The following is a 26,145-nucleotide window of genomic DNA, read 5'->3' on the forward strand; positions in this document are numbered from 1 at the left end:
TGCAGCGTCCGGGTCGCAGGTCGCGGCGCCGAACACGCGCGGGCGCCCGGACCAGGGGCAGCAGCCGAGGCCGGCCCCGCAGCCGCCGCCCGCCGGCGCCGTGCCCCCCGAGGCGCACGACCGCGGTCGGGTCGAGGTGCGCCGCAGTGCCCGCCGCAGCCGTACCGTCTCCGCCTACCGCGAGGGCGACCGCACCATCGTGCTGATTCCGGCCCGGATGTCGCACGCCGAGGAGCAGCGCTGGGTCGCGCAGATGCTGGAGAAGCTCGCCGCCCAGGAGTCCCGGCGGATCCCCGGGGACGAGGCCCTGATGACCCGGGCCCGTGAGCTGTCGACCGCCTACCTGGACGGCCGGGCCCGGCCCAACCAGGTCCGCTGGGTCACCAACCAGAATTCCCGCTGGGGCTCGTGCACGCCCGGCGAGGGGACGATCCGCCTCTCCCACCGCCTGCAGGGCATGCCGGAGTACGTGCTGGACTACGTCCTGCTGCACGAGTTGGCGCACCTGCTGGTGCCGGACCACGGCCCGGCGTTCTGGGCCCTGCTGGAGGCCTATCCGCGGACCGAGCGGGCCCGCGGCTACCTGGAGGGCGTGGTGTCCGCGGCCCGGCTGCCGCACATCCCCGGCGCGCGGCACGCCGCCCCGGGCCCGGCCGGCGCGGACCCGGCGTCCTCCTGCGGCTGAGCCGCGGCGACGAGGCCTGGTGCGGCGACGAGGCCGGGCCCGGGGCCGGCCGGTCCGGTTCGACCCCGGGAACGACGGAAGGGGGCGCGGACCGACAAGGTCCACGCCCCCTTCCGATGTCTCGCCTCAGCCGGTCAGCCGCCGCGCCCGGGCCACCAGGTCGCGCACCGAGTGGTCGGTGAGCTCCGGCAGCCGGTCGTAGTCGAACCAGCGCAGGTCCAGCGACTCCTCGCTGATCAGCGCCTGCGCGCCGGCCGGGGCCAGCGCGATGTACTGGACGTCCAGGTGGGTGTTCTCCGGCCGGTCCTTGCCGGTGCAGCGCACCAGGTGGCGGTCCAGCTTGGCCGGCACCGGCGTGCCGCCGCTCTCCAGCAGCACCAGGTCCGGGATGCCGGACTCCTCGACGGCCTCGCGCAGCGCGGCCGAGGCGAGGTCGCGGTCGCCGGGCTCGCAGTGCCCGCCCATCTGGAGCCACATGCCGACCTTGGGGTGCAGGGTCAGCAGCACCCGCCCGGCGGCCGGGTCGACGACCGCCGCGCTCGCGGTGATGTGCGCGGGCAGGCAGGACCGGTACAGGCCCTCGGGCTGCGCTGCGAGGTGGTCCAGGTAGTCGAGCCGCAGCCGCTCCTGGTCCTCGTCGGCGGGCCGCCACCCGCTCAGCGTGCGGACGGCGTCCGCGTGCAGGGTGGTGGCCGGTATCCCGGCGGGCGTCTCGGTGGCCGTCATGCGGTGGGCTCGCCCTTTCCGTCGGTGCCGTCCTCGTCGGCCTTCGGCTGCTCGTCCTTCTTGGTGAGGTCGGGCTTGCCGGCCGCGGCCTCGCCGAGGAGCTTGTCGATCGCGTCGAAGTCGAGGCCGCCCTCCAGGTCGTCGGCGGAGCCCCGGTGGACGAAGGCGTCCGGGTCGTCCAGGCCGGCGGCGGTGGGCAGCATGTCCGGGTGCTGCCAGAGCGCGTCGCGGCCCTCGATGCCGCGGGCGTCGGCGAGCAGCGCCCAGAGCCGGGAGGCGTCGCGCAGCCGGCGCGGGCGCAGTTCCAGGCCGACCAGGGTGGCGAAGGTCTGCTCGGCGGGCCCGCCGGCCGCGCGGCGGCGGCGGACGGTCTCGCGCAGCGCGCCGGCCTGCGGCAGGTGCGGCTCGGCGGCGGCGTGCACGACGGCGTCGACCCAGCCCTCGACCAGCGCGAGCGCCGTCTCCAGACGGGCGAGCGCGGCCTTCTGCTCGGGGGTGTCCTCGGGCTGGAGCAGGCCGCCGGCCAGCGCCTCCTGGAGCGCTTCCGGGTTGCTCGGGTCGAGCTGGCCGACCAGCTCCTCCATCCGGGAGGTGTCGACCTTGATGCCGCGGGCGTAGGCCTCGACGGCGCCCAGCAGGTGGGCCCGCAGCCACGGCACGTGGGCGAAGAGCCGCTGGTGGGCGGCCTCGCGCAGGGCCAGGTAGAGCCGGACCTCGTCGGCGGGCACGCTCAGGCCCTCACCGAACTCGGCGACGTTCTGGGGCAGCAGCGCGGCCTTGCCGACCGGGGCGAGCGGCAGGCCGACGTCGGCGGAGCCGACCACCTCGCCGGCGAGCGCGCCGAGCGCCTGGCCGATCTGGGTGCCGAACATGGCGCCGCCCATCGAGCGCATCACGCCCATCAGCGGGCCGGCCATGGCCTGCATCTCCTCGGGCAGCACGCCGCCCATGGCGTTGCCGACCCGTTCGGCGACCGGGTCCACCAGGTCCTTCCAGACCGGGAGGGTGGCCTCGATCCACTCGGCGCGGCTCCAGGCGACGGCGGTACCGGCGCCGGAGGGCAGCTCGGTGGAGCCGTCGAGCCACAGGTCGGCGAGGCGGATGGCCTCGACGACGGCGGAGCGCTCGGCCGCGCTGACCGAGCGGTCCTTGCTCTTGCCCTCGACGGGCTCGGCGACCACGGTCTGGCGGGCGATGTTCGTGGCGAGGTCCCAGTTCACCGGGCCGCCCTCGAACGAGAGCATCTGGCCGAGCTGCTGGAAGGCGGCGCCGAGGTCGCCCGGGTTCATGCCGCCGAACATCGCGGCGAAGGGGTTGTCGGCGCCGGCGCCGCCGGGGCCGCCCGGGGCACCGGGCATGCCGAAGATCGCCCCGAAGGGGTTGCCGCCGCCGAAGCCGAACGGCTGCGGGCCGCTGCCGGGCTGCTCCTGGTCCTTCTTCTGCTGCGCGTCGTCGGGCTTGGCCTTGCCGTCCTCGGGCTCCTCGGGCGGAACGCCGAATCCGAAGGGAAGGTCGCTCACGGGGTCCTCGATCCGGTCGGCCGTCATGCGGGTGTGGCGGGAAAGTCTGCGCCCGGGGCGGCGGCGGAGTGGGGGACTCGGGAGCGGCTCCCGCACGGCTGGCCCGCGCCGGGTGCACCGCCGGGCCTCAGCCTCGGGCAGGATGGACGTACGTGACACACGTCCGTACGCACATAAAGCTAACCGTGGAGGATGGCCGGTGAGTTCCCCGCCCTCGGACGTTCGCTCTGGGCTGACCGGAGGAGAGGACGCGTCGGACACCACGGCGTCGCCGCCTCCAGCCTACGGCGGGCGACCGCTGACCGTGGCCGTCACGGGCGCCGCGGGCGTGCTGGGCGAGCGGGTGGCCGCCCGGCTGGTGGCCTCTCCGCACGTGCGGAAGGTCCTCGCGGTGGACGACCGGCGCGGCGACGTGCCCGGCGTGCAGTGGCGGGTGCTCGACGTGCGCGACCCCGCGGTGGCCGAGCGGCTGGCCGGCGTCGACGTGGTGGTGCACCTGGCGATGGACTTCGGCATGGAGTCGGACGCCCGGGCCCGCAGTGCCTACAACGTGCGCGGCGCCCAGACGGTGCTGACCGCGGCCGCGGCCGCCGGAGTGCACCGGGTGGTGCTGTGCACCTCGGCGATGGTCTACGGGGCGCTGGCCGACAACGAGGTGCCGCTGGCCGAGGACTCCGAGCTGCGGGCCACCGAGGAGGCCTCGCTGGTCGGGGACCTGCTGGAGATCGAGCGGCTGGCCCGCCGGGCGCCGCGCGCCCACCCGGGCCTCCAGGTGACGGTGCTGCGCCCGGCCGTGGTGGTGGGCCCCGGCGTGGACACCGTGCTGACCCGGCACTTCGAGGCGCCCCGGCTGCTGGTGGTGGCCGGATCCCGGCCGTGCTGGCAGTTCTGCCACGTGGACGACCTGGCGGCGGCGCTGGAGTACGCGGCGCTGGGCCTGGTCGAGGGCGAGGTGACGGTCGGCTGCGACGGTTGGCTGGAGCAGGAGGACGTGGAGCGGCTGTCCGGGATCCGGCGGATGGAGCTGCCGGCCTCGCTGGCGCTCGGCACCGCGGCGCGGCTGCACCGGCTGGGCCTGACCCCGGCGCCGGCCGGGGACCTCGCCTACACGATGTACCCGTGGGTGGTGTCCGGCAGCCGGTTGCACGAGGCGGGCTGGCGCCCGGCGCACACCAACGAGCAGGTGCTGGCCGAGCTGCTGGAGCAGGTGTCCGGCAAGCACGCGGTGGCCGGGCGCCGGCTGGGCGGCAAGGAGGCGGCGACCAGCCTGGGGGCGGCCGGGGCGACGGTGGCGCTGGTCGGCACGGCGGCGCTGGTGCGCCGGGCCCGTAAGCGGCGGCGGTTCTGAGCGGGTGGTTCTGAGCGGGTGGTTCTGAGCGGGCCGGCGGCGCACCCTGCTCGACGTTCTCACGATGCGAAATTCCGCCGTCGTGATGCGGAAAGCGCTGCCTCGCACCGGCCCGGATGGGGAATCATGGGGCCATGTCCGAGAACCACGACCCCATCCGTCTGCTCGCCATCCGCGACACCCCGCTCTCGCTGGACGAGGTGTACGAGGCGGTCGGCGACGACGCGGCCGGCGGCACCACCGTCTTCGTCGGGACGGTCCGGGACCACGACGGCGGCAAGTCGGTCTCCGCGCTGGAGTACAGCTGCCACCCCACCGCCGAGCAGGAGATGCGCCGGATCGCCGAGAAGGTGGCCGCGGACTTCCCGGTCCGGGCGCTGGCCGCGGTCCACCGGGTGGGCCGGCTGGAGATCACCGACAAGGCCGTGATCGTCGCCGTCTCCTGTGCCCACCGCGGCGAGGCCTTCGCGGCCGCCCGCCGGCTGATCGACGACCTCAAGCACGAGGTGCCGATCTGGAAGCACCAGGTCTTCTCCGACGGCGAGGAGGAGTGGGTCGGCGCGGGCGGTTGCTGAGGAGGTCGCCCCCGGCACGGCGGAACCGAGCGGCACACCTCGCGCGTCCGTCGGGTCAGGCGCGCCGTGGTCTCACTCCAACGGGCCCGCGACGGCGCCCCGAATACTCCCTGGAAGTGAGCCGATCGGCCGTCCCGTAACCCGGACGGCGCCGGCCGCGTTGTCCGCCGGAGTGGTTAATCTGCTCATAGACACGACGAGCTGGGAGTGCTGGTATGGGTGTGCTCGCCTGGTTGATCATTCCGGTTGTCGCCGTCCTGGTCGCCGCCCTCTGGGCGGTGTGGGCCCAGCGGGCGCCGCGGGCCACCGGGGATCCGGCCTCACTCGCCGAGCACCGGCGTTTCATGGCCGCGATGGAGCGCACCACCGCCGGCGCGGCCGCCCCCGGTGAGGGCTCCGGCAGGTAGCCCGGCGGGCGCCGCTTCAGGCCCGTCCCGTACTGTCGAGGCATGCCACGCCGCTCCGCGACGATGCTCGCTGCCACCCTGCTGCTCATAGCGCTGCTCTGCGTCTCGGTGCTGATGAAGGTTCCGTACACGGAGATGAGCCCGGGGCCGACGTACAACACGCTGGGCAACCAGGGCGGCAAGCCGGTGATCAGCATCAGCGGGCACGAGTCGTACCCGACGAGCGGGCACCTCAATATGACGACCGTCCAGGTCACCGGGGCCAAGTACGAGCCCAGCCTGGTCAACGCGGTGGTCGGCTGGCTGCGGGACGACGTGCTGGTGGTGCCGCACGACAACGTCTACCCCAAGGGGCAGTCGGACGCGGAGGCCAAGAAGCAGAACGCCGAGGAGTTCGCGTCCTCCGAGGACAGCGCCCGCACCGCGGCGCTCAAGCAGCTGGGCATCCCGGTGGGCAGCGAGCTGATCGTGAAGTCGGTCACCGCGGGAGCCCCGGCCGAGGGCCGGCTGCACGCGGGTGACCAGATCGTGGCGGTGGACGGCGCGCCCGCCGACTCGGCGGACCAGGTGGTCGCGGCGGTCACCAGGCACAAGCCGGGCGAGTCGGTGGTCTTCACCGTCGTGCCGCGGGTCAAGGACGCGAACGGCGCCGCCGCGGCGGGCGGGAAGACCGACGTCACCGTCCCGACCGTACGGGCCAAGGACCTCGACCCGAAGGCCCCGGCCGAGCGGGCCGAGCTCGCGGTGGTCGGCATCGGCACCGGGATCCGGCACACCTACCCGTTCCAGATCGACATCGGCCTGCAGGACGTCGGCGGCCCGAGCGCCGGTCTGATGTTCTCGCTCGGCATCATCGACAAGCTCACGCCCGGCGGGGACCTCACCGGCGGCAAGTTCGTGGCCGGCACCGGGACCATCGACGACGACGGCAAGGTCGGCCCGATCGGCGGCATCTCGATGAAGCTCATCGCCGCCCGGGACGCCGGGGCCGAGTACTTCTTCACCCCGTCCTCGAACTGCGCCGAGGCGGCCAAGAACGTCCCGTCCGGGCTGACCCTGATCAAGACGGACACGCTGGACGGCGCGCTGAAGTCGCTGGAGCAGGTCCGCTCCGGGCAGGCCGCCGCGCTGCCCTCCTGCGCGGCCGGGTAGCGGCCGGGCAGCCGCCCGAGTGGCCGCCGCGCGGCCGCCCGGCAGGCACTCGGCAGCGGCCCGGCATGCAGGCACCCGGAAGCCGCCCGGCGGCCACCGGGCGGCTTCCGGAAGGCGTCAGGCGAAGGTCGCCAGCAGCGCGTCGGTCAGGCCGGGCACCAGGTCGGGACCGGTCAGCACCTCGCGGGCGACGTCCTTGGAGCGCAGCCGCAGGGCGATCTCCTTCTTGCCGCCGCGCAGCACCGCGGCGGTGATCCGCACCTCCTCGCGCTTGGGGTGGTTGGCCACCCACTCGGCGAGCTGGGCGTCGCTGGCCCCGCGCGGGCGGGACTGCTCGGCGCCCGGCGGCAGCATCATGCGCTCGACGACCAGGGCGCAGCCCGCCACGGAGTCGGGCCAGGCGATGGTGCCGAGGAACTTGTCGAGCTCCATGCCGGCCGGCAGCTCGTCCTGCTCGATCGGGGTCAGGCCGGCCTCGTCGCCCTCGGCGAGGCCGAGCTGCTTCGCGATCTTCGGGTTGGCCTTGCGCAGGGCGGCGCTGTCCACCAGGGCGAACAGCCGGGCCGGGAGGTCCCAGCCGAGGGTGGCGGCGTACTCGTCGATCTCCAGCGCGGCCCGGGTCAGCGGGGTGGCGGCCGGGAGCTTGGAGACGTCGTCGGGGGAGTTGTTCAGATCAGACGCGTCGGACATGCCTCAATCCTCACACGCCGGGCGGGGCGCGCTCGCCGGGCGGGGCGCCGCGGGCCCGCCGGCGGGCGCCGGGAGGGCCGGAGCGGCGGTGGCGGGGACGGGCGGCGGCGGGCGGGCGTCGTAACCGTCTGCTAACGGTGGGAACTCGGCCAAAGCCTGGTTAAGTTGCTCTGACGACCGACTCCATTCAGACGACACAGCCGAGGTGCCACCGTGGTCTTCCAGATGCCCGAACGCTCAGGGCCGGGTTTCCGGCGCAGGGTAGGCCCGCCCTCCCGGCGAGCGCGGGTGGCCCTGCTGACCTTGGGCGTGCTCGCGGTGCTCTTCCTGTTGTTCGTCATGTTCGCGGGTTTCTGGACGGACTGGCTGTGGTTCAGGTCGGTCCACTTCTCCTCGGTGTTCACCACCCAGCTGTGGACGAAGATCGGCCTGTTCGCGGTCTTCGGCCTGCTGATGGCGGTGATCGTCGGCTTCAACGTCTGGCTGGCGCACCGGCTGCGGCCGCCGCTGTCGGCGATGTCGGTGGAGCAGCAGAGCCTGGACCGGTACCGCTCGGGCCTGGCGCCGTTCAAGCGCTGGGCGCTGATCGGCGTCTCGCTGGTGATCGGCCTGGTGGCCGGCGCCGCGGCCTCCGGCCAGTGGCGGACCTGGCTGATGTGGACGAACTCGACCTCCTTCGGTGAGAAGGACTCGCAGTTCGGCATGGACGTCTCGTTCTACGCCTTCGACCTGCCGTTCTACGAGTTCGTGCTGGGCTTCGCGTTCAGCGCGGTGATCGTCTCGCTGCTGACCTCGGCGCTGGTGCACTACCTGTACGGCGGGCTGCGGCTGCAGGGCCCGGGCCGCCGGGCGAGCGTGGGCGCGCAGGGGCACCTGGCGGTGCTGCTGGGCGTCTTCGTGCTGCTGAAGGCCGTCGCGTACTGGCTGGACCGGTACGCGCTGGCGGTGAAGACCGGCTCGTACAAGGGCGTCTCGGGCTGGACGGGCCTGCGCTACGTGGACGCCAACGCGTTCCTGCCGGCCAAGACCATCCTGTTCTTCGTCGCGATCATCTGCGCGGTGCTGTTCTTCCTGACCCCGATCCGCCGCACCTGGGCCCCGGCCCTGATCGGCCTGGGGCTGATGGTGCTGTCGGCGGTGCTGATCGGCGGGCTGTACCCGGCGATCGTGCAGCAGTTCCAGGTCAAGCCGAACGAGCAGGCCAAGGAGACGCCGTACATCCAGAAGAACATCGACGCCACCCGCCAGGCGTACGGGATCGCGGACGCGCAGACCACCCAGTACACCCCGCAGGGCACCACCAACGCCGAGGCGCTCAAGCCGGACGCGCAGACCGTCGCCGACATCCGGCTGCTGGACCCGAACGTCGTCTCGCCGGCGTTCCAGTCGCTGGAGCAGCAGCGCAACTACTACGCCTTCCCGAACACGCTGGACGTGGACCGCTACGGCTCCGGGCAGGACAAGCAGGACAGCGTGATCGGCCTGCGCGAGCTGGACCTCAACGGCGTTCAGCGCAACTGGATCAACGACCACTTCAAGTACACCCACGGCTACGGCGCGGTGGTCGCCAAGGGCAACCAGGTCGACGACAAGGGCCAGCCGGTGTTCACCGAGTCGGGTCTGCCGGCCACCGGCACGCTGGGCGACTACCAGCAGCGGATCTACTACGGCGAGAAGACCACCACGTACTCGATCGTCGGCGGCGCCAACAAGGAGATCGACTACACCGATCCCAAGACCGGCCAGAACGCCGAGTACACCTACACCGGTGGCAGTGGCGTCTCGCTGGACAACCCGCTGACCCGGGCCGCGTACGCGGTGCGCTTCGCCGAGCCGCAGATCCTCTACGCGGGGGCGATCACCGACGGCGCCAAGGTCATCTACAACCGGACGCCGAAGGAGCGGGTGGAGAAGGTCGCGCCGTGGCTGTCGATCGACGCCGACGCGTACCCGGTGGTGCAGGACGGCCGGGTGCTGTGGGTGCTGGACGGCTACACCACCTCGGACGGCTTCCCGTTCTCCTCGAAGACGACGCTGGGCGCCGCCACCAAGGACTCGCTGACCAACCAGCGCGGTGAGCTGCTGAGCGCCGCCAACCAGGTCAACTACATCCGCAACTCGGTCAAGGCCACGGTGGACGCCTACACCGGCGAGGTGAAGCTCTACCAGTGGGACGACAAGGACCCGGTCCTGAAGACCTGGATGAAGGCCTTCCCGGGCAGCGTGGAGCCGAAGGCGGACATCCCGCAGACGCTGCTGCCGCACCTGCGCTACCCGCAGGACATGTTCAAGGTGCAGCGCGACCTGCTCGGCCAGTACCACGTCACGGACGCCAACTCCTTCTTCAACGGCAGTGACATCTGGCAGACCCCGGTGGACCCGACCAGCGACACCAAGCAGGTCCAGCCGCCGTACTACGTGACGGTGCGGATGCCGGACACCAACGCCGCGAGCTTCTCGCTGACCAGCACCTTCGTGCCCAACGGGCGGCCGAACCTGGCGGCGTTCATGGCCGTCAACGCGGACCCGGGGGACGACTACGGGAAGATCCGCATCCTGAAGATGACCGGCGAGAGCGGCGCCCCCGGCCCCGGCCTGGTGCAGTCGAAGTTCAACTCCCGCCAGGAGGTGGCCTCGCAGATCTTCGCGCTGAAGAGCGGCGGGGACGCCGAGCTGGAGTACGGCAACCTGCTGACCCTGCCGGTCGGCGGCGGACTGCTCAACATCGAGCCGGTGTACGTGCGCGGTCGCGGCGCCAAGTACCCGACGATGCAGAAGGTCCTGGCGGTGTACGGGGACGACAACGTGGCGTTCGAGGACACCCTGGAGGCCGCGCTGAAGAAGGTGTTCGGCGGGGCGCCCCCGTCGACCACCCCGACCGTGCCGTCCACGCCGGGCAACGGGACCACCCCGACCACCCCGACGACGCCCACCACGCCGGCGCCGGGCGGGACGATCTCGCCGGAGCTCCAGAAGGCGATCTCGGACGCGCAGAAGGCGTACGGGGACAGCCAGGCCGCGCTCAAGAACGGTGACTGGACGGCCTACGGCACCGCCGAGAAGGCGCTCGGCGACGCGCTGAAGGCCATCGACGCGGCGCGCGGCGGCAGCCCGGCGCCCGCCCCGACCGGCACTCCCGCCCCGGGGGCCACCGGCGGCGGATCGCCCGCGCCGCAGCCGTAGGCCCGGCCGTGGCCCGCTGAGCTGCGGCAACCGTTTTCCGTTCCACCCCGCGTCCGTGCTATGGTTCAACCACCGACGCGGGGTGGAGCAGCTCGGTAGCTCGCTGGGCTCATAACCCAGAGGTCGCAGGTTCAAATCCTGTCCCCGCTACAAAGGCCAGAGGCCCGGAGGATCCTTCCTCCGGGCCTCTGGTGTTTTCCGCGCCGTCCTCGTCGCCGTTCTCGTCCCGGAAGCGGCGGGAACCGCTCCGGTACTATCGACCGTCGCCAAGGAGGACGGCAGCGGGGTTTGTGAGGTTGAAGTGTCGGGAAATCGACAAAGCGCCGAAGCAATTTCGTCGGCTTCGGGTCGGCCCCGCCGGAATTCGGCCGGGGCAGGTGTACGCGGGTACTGGGTGATGCGACGATGGGACACATGGGGGACGGTGCACGGCCGCTGACCGGCCGTCGGGTCCGGCGCCTCTCCTGGGAGTCCCCCCGGCCGCACGCCGGGGCACGATGCCGCGACACTCTGGGGGAGCGGGAGTCGGCATGAGGCTGATCGGCAAGTCAGGCGCCAAGTCCTCGGCGGCCGCCGAGGCGGACACCGACGCCTGGGCGGAGAGCACCGCCAGCCGCCCCGGAGCCCTGCCCGCCCAGCGCACCAGCGGACTGTCCGAGCGCCCCCCGGTCCCGGGCTACGGGCCCGACAGCCTGGTCCACGTGTCGACCCGTCAGTTCGCCGCCGCCGTCGGCGCGTACGGGGACCAGGCCGACGGGGAGCCGGGCGCCGGCGCCGCACTCGACCCGGCCGGCCTCGACTCGACCAGCTTCGAGACCGCCCTCGCCGCCCGCGAGTCCGCCGCGCTGGAGGCCCGCCACCGGCAGGCCGCCGACAGCGGGGACCCGGACGCCGCCAGTCGGCTCGGCACCCTGCTGCTGCGCCGGGGCGAACTGGAGGACGCCGAGCCCTACCTGCGCGCCGCCGCGGCCGCCGGGGTGCGCGCCGCCGCCAACAACCTCGGCGTGCTGCTGCACCAGCAGGGCCACCGGGCCGAGGCCGCCCAGTGGTGGCGCCAGGCCGCCGTGGCCGGCAGCGCCCCGGCCGCGCACGCGCTCGGACTGCAACTGCGGGACCAGGGCGAGGAGGAGGCCGCCGAGTACTGGCTGCACTTCGCCGCCGACCACGGCCACCCGCTGGGCGCCTACGCCCTGGGCGACCTGATGGAGCACCGGCGCGACGTGCGCGCCGAGCGCTGGTTCAAGGTCTCCGCCGACGCCGGGCACCGGGAGGCCTCCTACCGGCTGGCCCGGATGCGCGAGGCCGCCGGGGACAAGGAGACCGCCGAGACCTGGTACCGCACCGCCGCCGCCCGCAGCCACGCCCGCGCCGCACTGCGCCTGGGCGTGCTGCTGGAGGAGCGCGCCCGCACCGACCGGTCGCTGCTGGACGAGGCGGCCCGCTGGTACCGGCAGGCCGCGCAGAACGGGGAGTCCCGCGCGGCCTGCGCGCTGGGCTTCCTGCTGCGCGACGCCGGGGACCCGGCGGCCGCCGCCGAGTGGTGGCAGGAGGCCGCCGAGGCCGGGGACGGCAACGCCGCGAACGCGCTGGGGGCGCTGCACGCCGGCCGCGGCGAGGCCGCCGCGGCCGAGCGCTGGTACCGCGCCGCGCTGGACGCGGGCGACCAGAACGGCGCCTTCAACCTCGGCCTGCTCTGCGCCGGCACCGGCCGCGAGCAGCAGGCCGAGCAGTGGTACCGCCGGGCCGCGTACGCCGGGCACCGGGAGGCCTGCAACGCGCTGGCCGTGGTGCTGCTGCAGCGCGGCGACGAGTCCGGTGCCCAGCCCTGGTTCTCCAAGGCGGCCGAGGCCGGCAGCGTGGACGGCGCCTTCAACCTCGGCGTGCTGCACGCCGGGCGCGGCGAGCAGCAGCAGGCCCAGGAGTGGTACGCGCGGGCCGCGGCCGAGGGGCACGGCGAGGCGGCGCTGCAGCTCGCGGTCGTCCAGGAGCAGCGCGGCAACCTGGCCGGGGCGCTGGAGCGTTACCGGCAGGCGGCGGCCGGCGGCTCGGCCGAGGGCGCGTTCCGGCTGGCCTCGCTGCTGGACCGGCGCGGGGACGCGGACGCCGAGGCCGAGCACTGGTACGCGCTGGCCGCCGACGCCGGGCACCGCCGGGCGCAGGTCCGGATGGGTGTGCGGGCGGCCGAGCGAGGGGCGCTGGAGATCGCCGAGAGCTGGTACCGGCGGGCCGCGGAGGCGGGCAGCCGCAGCGCCGCGTTCAACCTGGGGCTGCTGCTGGCCCGGCAGGACAGCGAGGCGGAGGCGATGCTCTGGTACACCCGGGCCGCCGACGCGGGGCACGGCCGGGCGGCGCTGCGGCTGGCGCTGCTCGCGCTGCGGCGCGGGGAGCCGATGCAGGCGGAGAACTGGTGCCGTCGGGCGATCGACTCCGGGCCGGCCGAGGTGGCGGAGCGGGCCGGGCGGCTGCTGGGCGCGCTGAACGCCGAGTTGAGCGCCTGACCCGCCGGCCCGCGCGGCTGTGCTGCCCGGTCGGTCGGGCGAACCGGCCGGTCAGGGGCGGCAGTTCGGGCACAGGCCGCGGTAGGTGACCTCGGCGGCGGTGACCGTGAATCCGAAGCGCTCGGCGGCGGGGAGGGCGGCGAGCGGGTCGCCCTGCGGGTGGACGTCGCGGATCGCGCCGCAGCCCGAGCAGATCAGGTGCTGGTGGGCGCGGTGCGCGTTGGGGTCGTAGCGCTTGGCGCGGCCGTCGGTGGCGACCTCCATGACCTCGCCGAGGGCGACGAGTTCGCCGAGCGTGTTGTAGACGGTGGCGCGGCTGATCTCCGGCAGCCGGGCCGTCGCCCGGGCGTGCACCTCGTCCGCGGTGAGGTGGACGTGCTCCCCGTCCAGGACCTCGGCCACGACCCGGCGCTGCGAGGTCAGCCGCCAGCCTCTCGCGCGCAGTCTCTCCAGCAGGTCGCTCATGCCATCCAGAGTAGGTCACGCTCCGAGATTGGTTCCAGTGTTGACTTGGACAAAGTCCAAGTTAGGATCGAGTCATCACGACCGGACACCGCGGAGGCACTCCCATGACGACCCAGGACGAGCAGCGCCCGACCCTGACCACGGAGGCGGGTGCCCCCGTCGCCGACAACCAGAACACCGAGACGGCGGGCGTCGGCGGCCCGGCGCTCATCCAGGACCAGCTGCTGTTCGAGAAGCTCGCGCACTTCAACCGCGAGCGGATCCCGGAGCGCGTGGTGCACGCCCGAGGCGCCGGCGCGTACGGCACCTTCACCGTGACCGCCGACGTGACGCCCTGGACCCGGGCGGCGTTCCTGTCCGGGGTCGGCAAGCAGACCGAGGTCTTCCTGCGCTTCTCCACCGTGGCGGGCAACCTCGGCGCGGCCGACGCGGTGCGCGACCCGCGCGGCTTCGCGCTGAAGTTCTACACCGAGGAGGGCAACTACGACCTCGTCGGCAACAACACCCCGGTGTTCTTCATCAAGGACGCCATCAAGTTCCCCGACTTCATCCACACCCAGAAGCGGGACCCGTACACCGGCTCGCAGGAGGCGGACAACGTCTGGGACTTCTGGGGCCTGTCGCCCGAGGCCACCCACCAGGTGACCTGGCTGTTCGGCGACCGCGGCATCCCGGCCTCCTACCGGCACATGAACGGCTACGGCTCGCACACCTACCAGTGGCAGAACGAGGCCGGCGAGCACTTCTGGGTCAAGTACCACTTCAAGACCGACCAGGGCATCCGCAACCTCACCCAGGCCGAGGCCAACACCCTCGCCGGCGAGGACCCGGACAGCCACCAGCGCGACCTGCGCCAGTCGATCGAGCGCGGCGAGTTCCCCAGCTGGACGGTGCAGGTCCAGATCATGCCGGCGGCCGACGCGGCGAACTACCGCTTCAACCCCTTCGACCTGACCAAGGTCTGGCCGCACGCCGACTACCCGCCGATCGAGATCGGGAAGCTGGAGCTCAACCGCAACCCCGACAACGTCTTCGCCGAGGTCGAGCAGTCGGTGTTCTCCCCGGCGCACTTCGTGCCCGGCATCGGCCCGTCCCCGGACAAGATGCTCCAGGGCCGCCTGTTCGCGTACGCCGACGCCCACCGCTACCGGGTCGGCATCAACGCCGACCACCTGCCGGTGAACCGCCCGCACGCCACCGAGGCCCGCACCAACAGCCGCGACGGCCACCTGTACGACGGCCGCCACGGCCGGCAGAAGAACTACGAGCCGAACAGCTTCGGCGGCCCGGTGCAGACCGGCCGTCCGCTGTGGGCCGCGACCGCCGTCGACGGCCTCACCGGCACCCACGTCGCGCCCTCGCACGCCGAGGACGACGACTTCGTGCAGGCCGGCGACCTGTACCGGCTGTTCTCCGAGGAGGAGAAGCAGCGCCTGATCGGCAACCTGGCGGGCTTCATCGCCAAGGTCTCCGCCGACCGCGAGGACATCGTGGAGCGGGCGGTCGACAACTTCCGCAAGGCCGACGCCGACTTCGGGCAGCGGCTGGACGCGGCGGTCCGGGAGCTGCGCAAGCAGTAGGGCGTCCTCGACGGACCCCGGCACCGGGCCGGGAACGGCGGCGGCCCCCTGACCTGCTCCCACTGGTCAGGGGGCCGCGACCACGTCCGGACACGGACGCCGGCTCCGGGCCCGGCCCGTGCGCCCGCGCGGGGGCGTCAGACGGAGAGCCGGCGCAGGGCCTCCTCGTGCAGCAGGCCGTTGGAGGCGACGGCGTCGGCGCCGCCGGGGCCGGGCACGCCGTCAAGACCGGTGAAGCGGCCGCCGGCCTCCTCCACGATGACGCAGTTGGCCGCCATGTCCCACAGCGACAGCTCGGGCTCGGCGGCGATGTCGACGGCGCCCTCGGCGACCATCATGTAGGACCAGAAGTCGCCGTAGGCGCGGGTGCGCCAGCAGGCCCGGGTGAGGTCCAGGAACGGGTCGAGCCGGCCGCGCTCCTCCCAGCCGCTGAGCGAGGAGTACGAGAAGGACGCGTCCTCGATCCGGGAGACGCCCGAGACGCGCAGCCGGGAGGCCTTGGCCAGGCTGCGGCCGCCGAACGCGCCGAGGCCCTTGGCGGCCCACCAGCGGCGCTGGAGCGCGGGGGCGGAGACGATGCCGACCACCGGGCGCTCGACGCCGTCCGGGCCGTCCTCCAGCAGGGCGATCAGGGTGGCCCAGACCGGCACGCCGCGGATGTAGTTCTTGGTGCCGTCGATCGGGTCGATCACCCAGCGGCGCGGACCCGAGCCCTGGAGGCCGAACTCCTCGCCGAGGACGGCGTCGCGCGGGCGGGCGCGCTGGAGCACGCTGCGCACCAGCTCCTCGGCGGCCTTGTCGGCGTCGCTCACCGGGGTGAGGTCGGGCTTGGTCTCGACCTTCAGGTCGAGGGCGCGGAAGCGCTCCAGGGTGACCGAGTCGGCCGAGTCGGCGAGGACATGGGCGAGTCGGAGATCGTCGTGGTAGTCGGCCATGCCCGAAACCCTAGCGAGCCCGTCCCGATCGGCACAGCCGGGCCCGCGCGGTGGGCGCGCCGTGCGGGCGCGCGCCGGGCCGGCCGGTGCGCCGGGGGCCTCAGTGCGCCGTGCCGCTGAGCTGGAGGCCGATGACGCCGGCGACCACCAGCGAGATCGAGACCAGCTTGAGCACCGAACTGCTCTCGTCCAGGAAGACCATGCCGTAGACCGCGGTGCCGGCCGCGCCGATGCCCGTCCACACCGCGTACGCGGGGCCGACCGGCAGGCTCTTCAGGGAGAGGGTGAGCAGGCCGAAGCTGCCGAGGGCGAACACGCAGAAGCTGATGGTGGGCCAGAGCTTGGTGAAACCCTCGCTGAGCTTGAGGTTGATCGCGAAGCCGGTCTCCAGCAGGCCGGCCAGGACCACCAGGGCCCATGCCATCGCGTGCCCTCCCTGTCGATCGACGGTCGGACCGCGGATGGCCCGTCCTTCCTATGATCACCAGGTCGGCCCGCTCCGACACCTCGAACGGGCCGCCGGACCCCGGAAACGGCCGGGACCGGCGGGGCTCAGTCGGCCTCGCCCTCCTTGCTGGCCAGCAGCCGGCGCAGCGAGTAGAGCCGGGCGGCCTCGGCGTGACCGTCGGCGACCCAGGCGTCCAGCGCGCAGTCCGGCTCGTCGTGGCTGCACGCGCGCGGGCAGTCGACGGTGCCCGGCTCCAGGTCGGGGAAGGCGTGGATGACCCGGGACGGGTCGATGTGCGAGAGGCCGAAGGAACGGAAGCCGGGGGTGTCGATCACCCAGCCGGGGTTCAGCGCCTTCTTCGAGCCCGGCTTCGCGCCGGGCGGCGGGGGCAGCCGCAGCGCCAGGGCCGAGACGGTGGTGTGCCGGCCGCGGCCGGTGACGGCGTTGACGTGCCCGGTCTGCCGCCGGCGGTCCGGGACGAGCGCGTTGACCAGGGTGGTCTTGCCGACCCCGGAGTGGCCGATGAACACCGTGGAGAGCCCGCGCAGGTGCTCGCGGACGGCCTCGGCGCCGGTGGTCTCCAGCTCGTCGCGGCGGGTCACCACGTACGTGATGCCCAACGAGGCGTAGGAGTCCAGCAGCGTCGACGCCGGGGCGAGGTCGGACTTGGTGAGCACCAGCAGCGGCTCCATGCCGGCGTCGTAGGCCGCCACCAGGCAGCGGTCGATCAGCCGGGGGCGCGGCTCCGGGTCGGCCAGGGCGGTGACGATGGCCAGCTGCTCGGCGTTGGCGACCACGATCCGCTCGTACGGGTCGTCGTCGTCCGCGGTGCGCCGCAGCACCGAGCCGCGCTCCTCGACCCGGACGATCCGGGCCAGGGTGTCGGCGTCCCCGGAGAGGTCGCCGACCAGGTTGACCACGTCGCCGACGACGACGCCCTTGCGGCCCAGCTCACGGGCCTTCATGGCGACGACCTCGCGCTCCTGCTTCGTCCCCGGGTCGATCAGACAGGTGATCCGGCCGCGGTCGACGGTCAGCACCATCGCCTCGGCGGCGTCCTCGTGCTTGGGCCGGATCCGGGTCCGCGGCCGGGAGCCCCGGCGGGCGGGGCGGTTGCGGATGTCGTCCTCGTCGGCGTCCTTGCCGTAGCGGCGCATGTGCTCAGTCTCCGCTCAGACGTCCGCCGCTGCTTCGCCGAGCAGCTCGGACCACATCCCGGGGAAGTCGGGCAGGGTCTTGGCGGTGGTGGCCACGTTCTCGACCTCCACGCCCGGCACGGCGAGGCCGAGCACGGCGGCGGCGGTGGCGAGGCGGTGGTCCTCGTAGGTGTGGAAGACGCCCCCGTGCAGCGGGCGCGGGCGGATCAGCAGACCGTCCTCGGTCTCGGTGACGTCGCCGCCCAGAGCGTTGATCTCCTTGGCGAGCGCGGCGAGCCGGTCGGTCTCGTGCAGGCGCAGGTGGGCGATGCCGTACAGGTGCGACTCGGAGTCGGCGAGCGCCGCGACGGCGGCGATCACCGGGGTGAGCTCGCCGACGTCGTGCAGGTCGGCCTCGATGCCGTGGATCCGGCCGGTGCCGGTGAACTGCAGGCCCTCGTCGGTGAACTCGCAGGCGCCACCCATCCGGGTGTAGATCTCGCGCAGCTGGTCACCGGGCTGGGTGGTGTGCTTCGGCCAGTCCCGCACGGTGACCCGGCCGCCGGTGACCAGGGCGGCGGCGAAGAACGGCGCCGCGTTGGAGAGGTCCGGCTCGACCACCAGGTCGCGTCCGAGCAGCGCGCCGGGGGTGACCCGCCAGACGCCCTTCTCGCCGCCGTCCTCGGGGGCGTCGACCTGGACGCCGGCCAGGCGCAGCATCTCCACCGTCATCCGGATGTGCGGCAGCGACGGGACCGGGCCGCCGACGTGGCGGACCTCGATGCCGTGGTGGTAGCGGGCGCCCGAGAGCAGCAGGGCGGAGACGAACTGGGACGAGGAGGAGGCGTCCAGCTCGACCGGGCCGCCGTCCAGCGAGCCGGTGCCGTGCACGGTGAGCGGGAAGGCGCCGCGGCCGCCGTCCTCGATCCGGGCGCCGAGCGCGCGCAGGGCGTCGATCACGCCGTGCTGGGGGCGCTCGTAGCAGCGCGGGTCGCCGTCGAAGTGCACCGGGCCGTCGGCGAGGACGGCGAGCGGGGGCAGGAAGCGCATCACGGTGCCGGCGTTGCCGACGTCGATCGAGGCGGGCCCGAACAGCGCGGGGGCGGGGATGACCCGCCAGGCCTCGCCGCCGCCGGTGCCGCCGGAGTCGTTGTTGACCTTCTCCTCGATGGTGACCCCGAGGGCGCGCAGGCCGTCGGCCATCAGCTGGGAGTCGCGGCTGCGCAGCGGGCGCCGCACCCAGCCCGGCCCGTCGGCGAGCGCCGCCAGCACCAGGGCCCGGTTGGTGACCGACTTGGAGCCGGGGATGCTGATGGTGGCGTCGACGGGGCTGGTCGCGACGGGGGCGGGCCACAGGGTCTCGGTCATGGGGCAAGTCTAGGGCTCGCAAAGAGACCCCCCGCGTCGGCCGGACGCGCCGGTGGCGGCCCGGCGGTGCGCCGCTGGCGGGCTAGTGCAGGGGCTGGAGCAGCCAGGCCGCGCCGAGGGCGAGGCAAGCGAGGGCGACCAGCAGGAAGACGGTGACCCAGGCGAGGGCGGGGACGTGGGTGAGCCGGGCGAGCTGGTCGGCGTCGGAGTCGCGGGCCCAGCCGATCCGGCGCTGGTGCTGGAGCTCCAGGACGGGGCGGACGGCGCCGAAGAGCAGGAACCAGCAGCCGAGGTAGGCGAAGCCGGCCTGGACCTCGGCACTGCCGAACCAGGAGACCAGGAAGAAGGCGCCGCCGGCGACGAGCACGGTCAGGAAGCCGAAGGCGTTGCGGATGCGCAGGAGCAGGGCGAGCAGCAGCAGGATCGCCAGCCAGAGCAGCAGGGTGATCCGGTCGGCGGCGAGCAGGGCGGCGCAGCCGAGGCCGAGCAGGGCCGGGGCGGTGTAGCCGGCGGCGGCGGTGAGGACCATGCCCGGGCCGGTGGGGCGGCCGTAGGAGAGGGTCAGTCCGGAGGTGTCCGAGTGCAGCCGGATGCCGGCCAGCTTGCGGCCGGTGACCAGGGCGATCAGGCCGTGGCCGCCCTCGTGGGCGATGGTCACGGCGTTGCGGGCGACGTGCCACAGCGGGCGGGCCAGGACGGTGAGCAGGGCGGCGGCGCCGGTGGCCAGGACCAGCCAGCCGGGCGGGGCGCTCTGGGTGCCGGTCACCTGGCTCCACAGCTCGCCGAGGGTCTGGTCGTTCGTGTTCATCGGTTCCTCTCCGCCTCCGTCCGTCGCACCGGGCCTCGCGTTGGGCCGTTCGGGGCAGCCTCCCATGCGGGGACGGGCGGGAGGGAGCGGGCGGTTCTGGTCCGTGGAGGAACGGGTGCCGAGGAGCGGCGGCATGGCAAGCTGGCCCGCATGTGCGGTCGGTTCGCAGCCAGCAGCAAGCCCGAGGACGTCGTCGAACTGTTCGGCGTCGAGCACTGGGACCCCGAGGAGACCCTGGACCCGAACTGGAACGTCGCGCCGACCAACAGCGCGTTCGTGGTGCTGGAGCGGCTGAGCAGGGAGGAGCGGCCGCGGCCGGTGCGGCAGCTGCGGGTGCTGCGCTGGGGGCTGGTGCCGCAGTGGTCGAACTCCGCCGAGACGGCGGTGAAGATGATCAACGCCCGGTCGGACACGGTGCACGAGAAGCCCTCGTACCGCCAGGCCTTCGCCGCACGCCGGTGCGTCCTTCCGGTGGACGGCTACTACGAGTGGCAGACGGTGCCGGGGGAGCGCGGCAAGGCGCGCAAGAAGCCGTACTTCGTCTCCCGGGCGGACGGCACCCCGCTGGCGCTGGCCGGGCTGTACGAGTTCTGGCGCGACCGGACGGTGCCGCCGGGGCACCCGCGGGCCTGGCTGGTGACCTTCACGATCGTCACCACGGACGCCGAGGAGTCGCTGGCGCCGATCCACGAGCGGATGCCGCTGTTCCTGGACCGGGAGGACTGGGACGCGTGGCTGGACCCGCGGCTGACCGACCCGGACGGGCTGCGCCGGCTGCTGATACCCCCGCCGCCGGGCGCGCTGCTGGCCACCCCGGTGTCGCCGGCGGTCGGCAGCATCCGCAACAACGGTCCGGAGCTCAAGGAGCCGTGGACCGAGGTCGAGACCACCCTGTTCTGAGATCGCCCCTGTTCTGAGACCGCCCTGTTCGGCGGTCGCCCTGTTCCGAGACCGCCCTGTTCCGAGACCCGTTCCGGGCCCTCCCCGCCGGACCTTCTGGAGTCACCGAGATGAGCACCACCGAACTGGTCCCCACCGAGGCCGGCCAGGCCCGGATCACCTACCACCGGGCCGCGGATCCGGTGGCCGTGCTGGCGCTCGGCCACGGCGCGGGCGGCGGGATCGAGGCCCGGGACCTGGTGGCGCTGGCCGGGGCGCTGCCGGCCCGGGGGATCACCGTGGCGCTGGTGGAGCAGCCCTGGCGGGTGGCGGGGAAGAGGCTCGGCCCGGCGCCGAGGACGCTGGACCTCGGCTGGCGGCCGGTGGCCGAGCGGCTGGCCGGGCCGGGGGTGCCGCTGGTGGTGGGAGGCCGCAGTGCCGGGGCGCGGGTGGCCTGCCGGACGGGCGCGGGGACGGGGGCGGTCGGGGTGGTGGCGCTGGCGTTCCCGCTGCACCCGCCGGGCAAGCCGGAGAAGAGCCGGGCCGAGGAGCTGCTGGAGTCGGGGCTGCCGACGCTGGTGGTGCAGAGCGCGGCGGACCCGTTCGGCGGGCCGGCGGAGTTCCCGGAGCTGCCGGCGGGGCACGAGCTGGTGGCGGTGCCGTACGGCAGCCACGGCTTCGAGGTGCCCAAGCGGGCGCCGGTGGGGCAGCAGGAGGTGCTGGACCTGATCTGCTCCTCGGTGGGGGACTGGGTGCTGGGTCTGGTGTGAGCCCGTGAGCGGGGAGTTTCCACTCGATCGCTCGTGCGAGTGAATGGTGCGCCTGGGCGGGAATGCGGGCGGGGAGCGGGTGGTTGTCGTGTCCGTCAGCACGAGTCACCGGTGAGAGGCAGGGCAGATGGGTTCGATCGCGTGCCCCGAACGGCCTGAGGAGCGCGAGGCCACCGCGGCGTTCGCCCCCTCCTGGTCGGAGTGGCTCGACGCGGGCGAGAAGCCCGTCAGCCCTATATCCTCCATTTCTGGACGGCCCGCCGTGGGCCGCGCCCGTCATGCCGAGGAGGTGGGTCCGGTCGTCGGGACCGAGCACGAGGCCGATCCGGGCCGTGGCCCGGGCGACGCCATGCCCGAGGGCGAGGCGCTCACCGGTGAGGAGCTGGCCGAGGCGATCGGTGAGGACACCTACCGGGTGTCGGCGGAGGAGAGCGAGGAGGCCCGGCGGGAGCGCTTCGAGCGCGACGCCCTGGGCTACCTGGATCCGATGTACTCGGCGGCGCTGCGCATGACGCGCAACCCGGCCGACGCGGAGGACCTGCTCCAGGAGGCGTTCGCCAAGGCGTACGCGTCCTTCCACCAGTTCCGTGAGGGGACGAACCTCAAGGCCTGGCTGTACCGCATCCTCACCAACACGTTCATCAACTCGTACCGCAAGAAGCAGCGGGAGCCCCAGCGCACCGCGGCGGAGGAGATCGAGGACTGGCAGCTGGCCAGGGCCGAGTCGCACATGTCGACCGGTCTGCGCTCGGCCGAGACCCAGGCGCTCGACCACCTCCCCGACAGCGACGTGAAGGACGCGCTCCAGGCCATCCCGGAGGAATTCCGGATCGCCGTCTATCTCGCGGACGTGGAAGGCTTTGCGTACAAGGAGATCGCGGACATCATGGGTACTCCCATCGGTACGGTGATGTCCCGGCTGCACCGCGGCCGCCGTCAGCTGCGCGGCATGCTGGAGGATTACGCCCGTGAGCGCGGGCTCGTCCCGGCCGGCAGCGGGGCAGGGCAGGAAGCGAAGGGCTCGGGCTCATGAGCTGCGGCGATCCGCACGAAACCGAGTGTGGCGAGGTCCTCGACCACCTCTATGAATTCCTCGACAACGAGATGCCCGAGGGCGACTGCGCAAAGTTGCGCGTCCACTTCGAGGAGTGCTCGCCCTGCCTGCGGCAGTACGGGCTGGAGCAGGCGATCAAGGCACTGATCAAGCGTTCCTGCGGGTGCGACGACACCCCGACCGACCTGCGCAGCAAGGTGCTGGCCAGGATCGACTCGATCCGGGCCGGGCAGCGCTCGGGCGAGCCGGTGGTGGTCGCGGTGGAGACCACCGTCGAGCTGCACGTCGAGTCGGCCCGGCCCGCGCCCGAGATCGACGGGCCGGCCGGGGCGGAGCAGTCCGGGCGCCCCGGCGCGCCGGTCGAGGCCGGCGCCCAGGTGGAGTGACGGCCCGTCGGGCGAACGCCCGTACGGCGGTCGGCCGGGTGGTCGACCAGCGGGCGCGGTAGTCCGTCGGCCCGCCGGTGCGGGCGGTTCGGACGGTTCGGACGGTTCGGGCAAGGAGTGCAGCGGCCCCGGGAGCGTGAGCTCCCGGGGCCGCTCCTGTTCTGCTCGCGTGCGCCGTCACTCGTCCGAGTGAGTTGGCGGTGCGCCAACTGCGCCGTTGCGCCATCATGCGTCCCCATGTCCGGACGGCGTCCTATTCTCCTGACGGACGCTCACCGTCGGTCCGCCCGACGTGTCGAGGCAATACCGGGTCCGTACGGCGGGGAGGTCGAGATCGCTACCGACTGTGGAGGATCGACCCTGCCGCGAGGGGCGGCGCGCTACCTGGTGGCCGTCCCGGTGGCGGCGCTGTGCTGCCTGGTGCCGCTGCTGCCCGCCGCGGCCGCCCCCGGGGTGCCGCACTGGCTCGGCGCTCCGGTGGACTGGCCCAAGGTCGGGCTGCTGGCCTTCCTGCACGGCTGCTGGGAGTCCCTGGCCCAGGGCCTGCCCACACCCTGCCTGGTGCTGGTGCGCCGGCTGCTGCGCCGGCCGGCGCTGCCCGAGCGCACCCCCGCCCGGCCCGGGGTGAACGCCTTCTTCCCGGTGCTGTTCGCCGGGGTGCTGATGCTCCCGCCGGCCGCCTCCGCCCTGGTGGCCGCCCCGGCCGCGGTGCTCGGCGGGCCGAACGGGCGCGGCTGCCGCCCGCGTCAGCTGTTCAACGGCTCCCAGCTCGCGCTGTGTGCCTTCGCCTCCTCGACCGCCTTCCACCTGCTGAGCGGCCCGCAGCTGCTGCTGGGCTCCCGCTTCCCGGCCGCGCTGCTGCCCGCGGCCGCGGCCGTCGCGGTGTTCTGCCTGGTCAACGGGGTGGTGGTGGGCGTCATGCTGATGCTCAGCGAGGGGCGCCGCCCCGGGGTGCTGCTGCGCGGGGCGCACTCGGTGTGCGGGCTGCCGGTGCTGGTGCACGCGGCCGGCGGGCTGATGGTCGCGGTGCTCTGGCAGGGCCCGTACGGCGCGTTCGCGGCGCTGCTCGCGCTGCTGCCGCTGTCGATCTCGGCCTGGGTGTTCGCCCAGGGCCAGCGCGAGCGGGACGCCCACCAGGCCACCGTGCAGTCGTTGGTGCAGGCCGTGGAGATCAAGGACTCCTACACCCGGGGCCACAGCGAACGGGTCGGCCTGGCGTCGGTGCTGATCGCCACTCAGCTCGGCATGGAGGCCGAGCGGCTGCGCACCCTGCGGTTCGCCGGGATCCTGCACGACGTCGGCAAGCTCGGGGTGGCCACCGAGCTGCTGCGCAGAAACGGTCCCCTGACCGAGGCCGAGCGCCGGGCGGTGGAGATCCACCCGGTGTACGGGTACGAGCTGGTGCGCGGCATCGACTTCCTCGGCGAGGCGCACGCCGGCATCCTGCACCACCACGAACGGATGGACGGCCGGGGCTACCCGAGCGGGCTGGCCGGCGAGCAGATCCCCGAGTTCGCCCGGATCATCTCGGTCGCCGACGCCTTCGACTCGATGACCTCCACCCGTTCCTACCGGCGCGGACGCCCGGTCAGCGAGGCGGTCACGGAGCTGGAGCGCTGCTCGGGCAGCCAGTTCGACCCGGTGATGGTGCGGGCGCTGATCGACGCGCTGGCCGGGCACGACTGGCAGCCGGTGGTGCATTCCGAGGACTCCATCCAGGCCGTGCCGGACATCCCGCTCGGGGTGCCCGAGCCGGTCCGGGCGGCACCGGGCCGGGTGCCGCCCCAGGGCGGGACCGTTCCCACGGCCGGGCAGCCGTGAGGGCCCCCGGCCGGGCCGCCGGCGGGCGCGTGACCGGCGGGCGCGGGGGTTCCGGGCGGGCGGCTCTGGGACGGACCGCCGCCGGGCGGGTGCTGCTCGGGGCCGAGGCGCTGCGGCCCCGGCTGCCGCGGCCCCGGTGGCCGCGACGAGGGGAGCTGCGGCGCGCGGTCCTGGGCCGCACGCCCTGCGGGCGCGCTCCGCGCGCGGTGCACGCTGCCGCCGCCGTGCTGCTGGCGCTCGCGCTGGGCGCGGTCGCGGTGCGCGGGGTCGCGGAACCCCGGGTCGCGCTGGCCTTCACCACGCTGATCGCGCTCGGCGAGTGCGTCCGCATCACCCTTCCGGGGGACCGCGAGCAAGCGCCGATCGGGGCGGCCGGCGCGCTCGCGTACGCCCTGCTCGGGCCGCTGCGGGGCGTGCCGACGGCGCACGGGACGCTCCAGGTGGTCGCCGTGACCGGGGCCGGCCTGCTGCTGGGCCGACTGGCCTGCCTCGTCCTGCCGCACCGCGCCGGCCCGGGGGGTCCGGGGGGCGCAGGGGGTCCGGGGGGTCCGGGCGCGCACCGCCGTCCGACCTGGGCCGACCCGGCCCGCCGCGACGGCGCCGCCCGCCGGCTGCTCGCCGTCGGCTTCGCCGGAGCCGTCTTCCAGCCGCTCTACAACGGCGGCATGGTCGACCGCTTCTCGCCCGAGGGCCCGGCGTACGGGGTGTTCCTGACCGCCGTCGCGGCCCTGGCCGCGCTCTGCGACGCGACCCTGGCGGCGCTGCTGCGCCGCTCCGGCGGCGGGCCGCGGTTCCCGGCGGCGCTGGAGGACGAGCTGCGCTCGCTGTTCGGCATCGGGTCGGCGATCGTCGCCACCGGGATGCTCGTCAGCCTCGCGGCCGGCGAGGTGGGGCTGTGGGCCCTGCCACTGTTCTGCACCCCGCTGCTGCTCGCCCAGGTGTCCTTCCGGCGCGCCGCCGCGGTGCGGGCCACCACCGGGCAGACCATCGCCAGCCTCGCCCGGGCCACCGAGGTGGCGGGGTACACCCCGCACGGGCACGCGCGCAGGGTCGCGGACACGGCGTGCGCGCTCGGCCGCGAGCTGGGCCTGGGTACCCGCGAGCTCGCCCTGTTGGAGTACGCCGCGCTGATGCACGACGTCGGCCAGCTGTCCCTGGTCGAGCCGGTGCCGGACGGCGCCACCGCGCTGCTCCCCGGCGCCGAGCAGCAGCGGATCGCCCGGCTCGGCAGCGAGGTGATCAGCCGCACCGGGGTGCCCCGGCAGGTCGCCGAGCAGGTCGCCCGGCTGGCCGACCCGTGCGCCGGGCCCGGCGCCTGCGCCGCCCCCGGGGAAGGCCCGGTGCCGCTCGCGTCCCGGATCATCCGGGTCGCCAACGCCCACGACGACCTGCTCACGGCGGCCCGCGGCCGGGGCGTCGGCGGGGCGGTCGGGCGGCTGGAGGTGCTGGAGGCGCTGCGGCTGGGCCGCGGCCGGATCTACGACGCCCGGGTGGTGGACGCCCTGGCCAGGGTGGGCGGCTAGGGCAGGACGGGTGGGAAGGGCAGGACGGGTGGGAAGGGCCGGCCGGCGGGCCGGGCCCGCGGGGGCCGCGCGGCCGGGTCCGTCCGCCACCGCCGAGGGCCCGGGTAACCGGGTTCCGGCCGTCAGGGGTTGAGCGGGCGGGATCGGACAGGCAGGCTGGGGAGGGGCGGGCCCCAACCTCGGCGGTG

Annotated in this window: 23 protein-coding genes and 1 tRNA gene; 15 read left to right on the forward strand and 9 right to left on the reverse strand. The window is 74.0% G+C overall.

All coding sequences use genetic code 11. From position 1 onward, the window contains the following. Positions 1-100 precede the first annotated feature (100 nt). The gene (locus tag ACWD4P_RS01720) at positions 101-685 is read left to right on the forward strand and encodes a M48 metallopeptidase family protein (protein ID WP_449778213.1); all 585 of its coding nucleotides are present in this window, start codon (positions 101-103) and stop codon (positions 683-685) included. Between the two features lie 126 nt (positions 686-811). On the opposite strand, the gene ACWD4P_RS01725 is transcribed toward ACWD4P_RS01720, so the two are convergent. Further along, complete coding sequence (locus ACWD4P_RS01725) at positions 812-1,411, reverse strand: NUDIX hydrolase (RefSeq protein ID WP_359825146.1); 600 nt, start codon at positions 1,409-1,411, stop codon at positions 812-814. Then, positions 1,408-2,931, reverse strand: a complete 1,524-nt coding sequence (locus tag ACWD4P_RS01730) for a zinc-dependent metalloprotease (RefSeq protein WP_449778214.1) — start codon at positions 2,929-2,931, stop codon at positions 1,408-1,410. The genes ACWD4P_RS01725 and ACWD4P_RS01730 overlap by 4 nt, the downstream gene beginning before the upstream one ends. A 199-nt stretch (positions 2,932-3,130) precedes the next feature. On the opposite strand from ACWD4P_RS01730, the gene ACWD4P_RS01735 reads away from it, so the two are divergent. The 4 genes from ACWD4P_RS01735 to ACWD4P_RS01750 all read left to right on the forward strand — a co-directional run bounded on the left by ACWD4P_RS01735 (position 3,131) and on the right by ACWD4P_RS01750 (position 6,413). Beyond that, complete coding sequence (locus tag ACWD4P_RS01735) at positions 3,131-4,279, forward strand: NAD-dependent epimerase/dehydratase family protein (RefSeq protein WP_359825151.1); 1,149 nt, start codon at positions 3,131-3,133, stop codon at positions 4,277-4,279. 134 nt (positions 4,280-4,413) lie between these two features. Further along, entirely contained in the window at positions 4,414-4,854 is a 441-nt protein-coding gene (locus ACWD4P_RS01740; RefSeq protein ID WP_359825152.1) for a molybdenum cofactor biosynthesis protein MoaE, read from the forward strand. Positions 4,855-5,087: 233 nt separating this feature from the next. Then, positions 5,088-5,261, forward strand: a complete 174-nt coding sequence (locus ACWD4P_RS01745; protein WP_359825155.1) for a hypothetical protein — start codon at positions 5,088-5,090, stop codon at positions 5,259-5,261. A 42-nt stretch (positions 5,262-5,303) separates the two neighbouring features. Further along, positions 5,304-6,413, forward strand: a complete 1,110-nt coding sequence (locus ACWD4P_RS01750) for a YlbL family protein (RefSeq protein ID WP_359825157.1) — start codon at positions 5,304-5,306, stop codon at positions 6,411-6,413. Positions 6,414-6,530: 117 nt separating this feature from the next. Here ACWD4P_RS01750 and ACWD4P_RS01755 read toward each other — a convergent pair whose 3' ends face one another. Further along, on the reverse strand, positions 6,531-7,103 hold the full coding sequence (locus ACWD4P_RS01755; protein WP_359825160.1) for a PPA1309 family protein: 573 nt from the start codon (positions 7,101-7,103) through the stop codon (positions 6,531-6,533). A 225-nt stretch (positions 7,104-7,328) separates the two neighbouring features. Here ACWD4P_RS01755 and ACWD4P_RS01760 point away from each other — a divergent pair, with 225 nt between their 5' ends. From ACWD4P_RS01760 to ACWD4P_RS01770, 3 genes are all read left to right on the forward strand, one after another. Further along, on the forward strand, positions 7,329-10,286 hold the full coding sequence (locus tag ACWD4P_RS01760; protein WP_359825184.1) for a UPF0182 family membrane protein: 2,958 nt from the start codon (positions 7,329-7,331) through the stop codon (positions 10,284-10,286). A gap of 76 nt (positions 10,287-10,362) precedes the next feature. Continuing rightward, positions 10,363-10,436 (forward strand) — tRNA-Met (locus ACWD4P_RS01765). Positions 10,437-10,816: 380 nt separating this feature from the next. Further along, on the forward strand, positions 10,817-12,784 hold the full coding sequence (locus ACWD4P_RS01770; RefSeq protein ID WP_359825162.1) for a tetratricopeptide repeat protein: 1,968 nt from the start codon (positions 10,817-10,819) through the stop codon (positions 12,782-12,784). Between the two features lie 51 nt (positions 12,785-12,835). Here the strand turns inward: ACWD4P_RS01770 and ACWD4P_RS01775 are convergent, their stop codons facing one another. After that, positions 12,836-13,249: a Fur family transcriptional regulator gene (locus tag ACWD4P_RS01775; protein ID WP_449778215.1), complete on the reverse strand. Its 414-nt coding sequence runs from the start codon at positions 13,247-13,249 to the stop codon at positions 12,836-12,838. A 104-nt stretch (positions 13,250-13,353) separates the two neighbouring features. Between ACWD4P_RS01775 and ACWD4P_RS01780 the strand changes: the two genes are divergently transcribed. Beyond that, the gene (locus ACWD4P_RS01780; RefSeq protein ID WP_359825165.1) at positions 13,354-14,829 is read left to right on the forward strand and encodes a catalase; all 1,476 of its coding nucleotides are present in this window, start codon (positions 13,354-13,356) and stop codon (positions 14,827-14,829) included. Between the two features lie 137 nt (positions 14,830-14,966). Here ACWD4P_RS01780 and hisN read toward each other — a convergent pair whose 3' ends face one another. The 5 genes from hisN to ACWD4P_RS01805 all read right to left on the reverse strand — a co-directional run bounded on the left by hisN (position 14,967) and on the right by ACWD4P_RS01805 (position 19,524). Beyond that, positions 14,967-15,764 (reverse strand): histidinol-phosphatase, encoded by a 798-nt coding sequence (gene hisN, locus ACWD4P_RS01785; RefSeq protein WP_359825166.1) that lies wholly within the window; start codon positions 15,762-15,764, stop codon positions 14,967-14,969. A gap of 100 nt (positions 15,765-15,864) precedes the next feature. Next, complete coding sequence (locus tag ACWD4P_RS01790; RefSeq protein ID WP_359825168.1) at positions 15,865-16,188, reverse strand: DMT family transporter; 324 nt, start codon at positions 16,186-16,188, stop codon at positions 15,865-15,867. A gap of 128 nt (positions 16,189-16,316) precedes the next feature. Next, complete coding sequence (rsgA, locus tag ACWD4P_RS01795) at positions 16,317-17,369, reverse strand: ribosome small subunit-dependent GTPase A (protein ID WP_359825170.1); 1,053 nt, start codon at positions 17,367-17,369, stop codon at positions 16,317-16,319. 15 nt (positions 17,370-17,384) lie between these two features. Next, positions 17,385-18,716, reverse strand: a complete 1,332-nt coding sequence (aroA, locus tag ACWD4P_RS01800) for a 3-phosphoshikimate 1-carboxyvinyltransferase (RefSeq protein WP_359825172.1) — start codon at positions 18,714-18,716, stop codon at positions 17,385-17,387. A gap of 82 nt (positions 18,717-18,798) precedes the next feature. Then, entirely contained in the window at positions 18,799-19,524 is a 726-nt protein-coding gene (locus ACWD4P_RS01805; protein WP_359825174.1) for a M50 family metallopeptidase, read from the reverse strand. A 150-nt stretch (positions 19,525-19,674) separates the two neighbouring features. Between ACWD4P_RS01805 and ACWD4P_RS01810 the strand changes: the two genes are divergently transcribed. The 6 genes from ACWD4P_RS01810 (at position 19,675) to ACWD4P_RS01835 (ending at position 25,957) form a co-directional block, all read left to right on the forward strand. Beyond that, entirely contained in the window at positions 19,675-20,424 is a 750-nt protein-coding gene (locus ACWD4P_RS01810) for an SOS response-associated peptidase (protein ID WP_359825176.1), read from the forward strand. A 110-nt stretch (positions 20,425-20,534) separates the two neighbouring features. Then, on the forward strand, positions 20,535-21,173 hold the full coding sequence (locus ACWD4P_RS01815; RefSeq protein WP_359825178.1) for an alpha/beta hydrolase family protein: 639 nt from the start codon (positions 20,535-20,537) through the stop codon (positions 21,171-21,173). A gap of 289 nt (positions 21,174-21,462) precedes the next feature. After that, positions 21,463-22,206, forward strand: a complete 744-nt coding sequence (locus ACWD4P_RS01820; RefSeq protein ID WP_449778251.1) for a sigma-70 family RNA polymerase sigma factor — start codon at positions 21,463-21,465, stop codon at positions 22,204-22,206. Continuing rightward, complete coding sequence (rsrA, locus tag ACWD4P_RS01825) at positions 22,203-22,613, forward strand: mycothiol system anti-sigma-R factor (RefSeq protein ID WP_359825180.1); 411 nt, start codon at positions 22,203-22,205, stop codon at positions 22,611-22,613. Before ACWD4P_RS01820 ends, rsrA begins: the two co-directional genes overlap by 4 nt. 387 nt (positions 22,614-23,000) lie before the next feature. After that, a complete protein-coding gene (locus ACWD4P_RS01830) occupies positions 23,001-24,434 on the forward strand; it encodes an HD-GYP domain-containing protein (protein ID WP_359825182.1) in 1,434 nt (477 codons plus the stop codon). A 206-nt stretch (positions 24,435-24,640) separates the two neighbouring features. Continuing rightward, on the forward strand, positions 24,641-25,957 hold the full coding sequence (locus ACWD4P_RS01835) for an HD-GYP domain-containing protein (RefSeq protein ID WP_449778216.1): 1,317 nt from the start codon (positions 24,641-24,643) through the stop codon (positions 25,955-25,957). Positions 25,958-26,145: the final 188 nt, after the last annotated feature.

This window comes from Kitasatospora sp. NPDC002543, assembly GCF_053594915.1.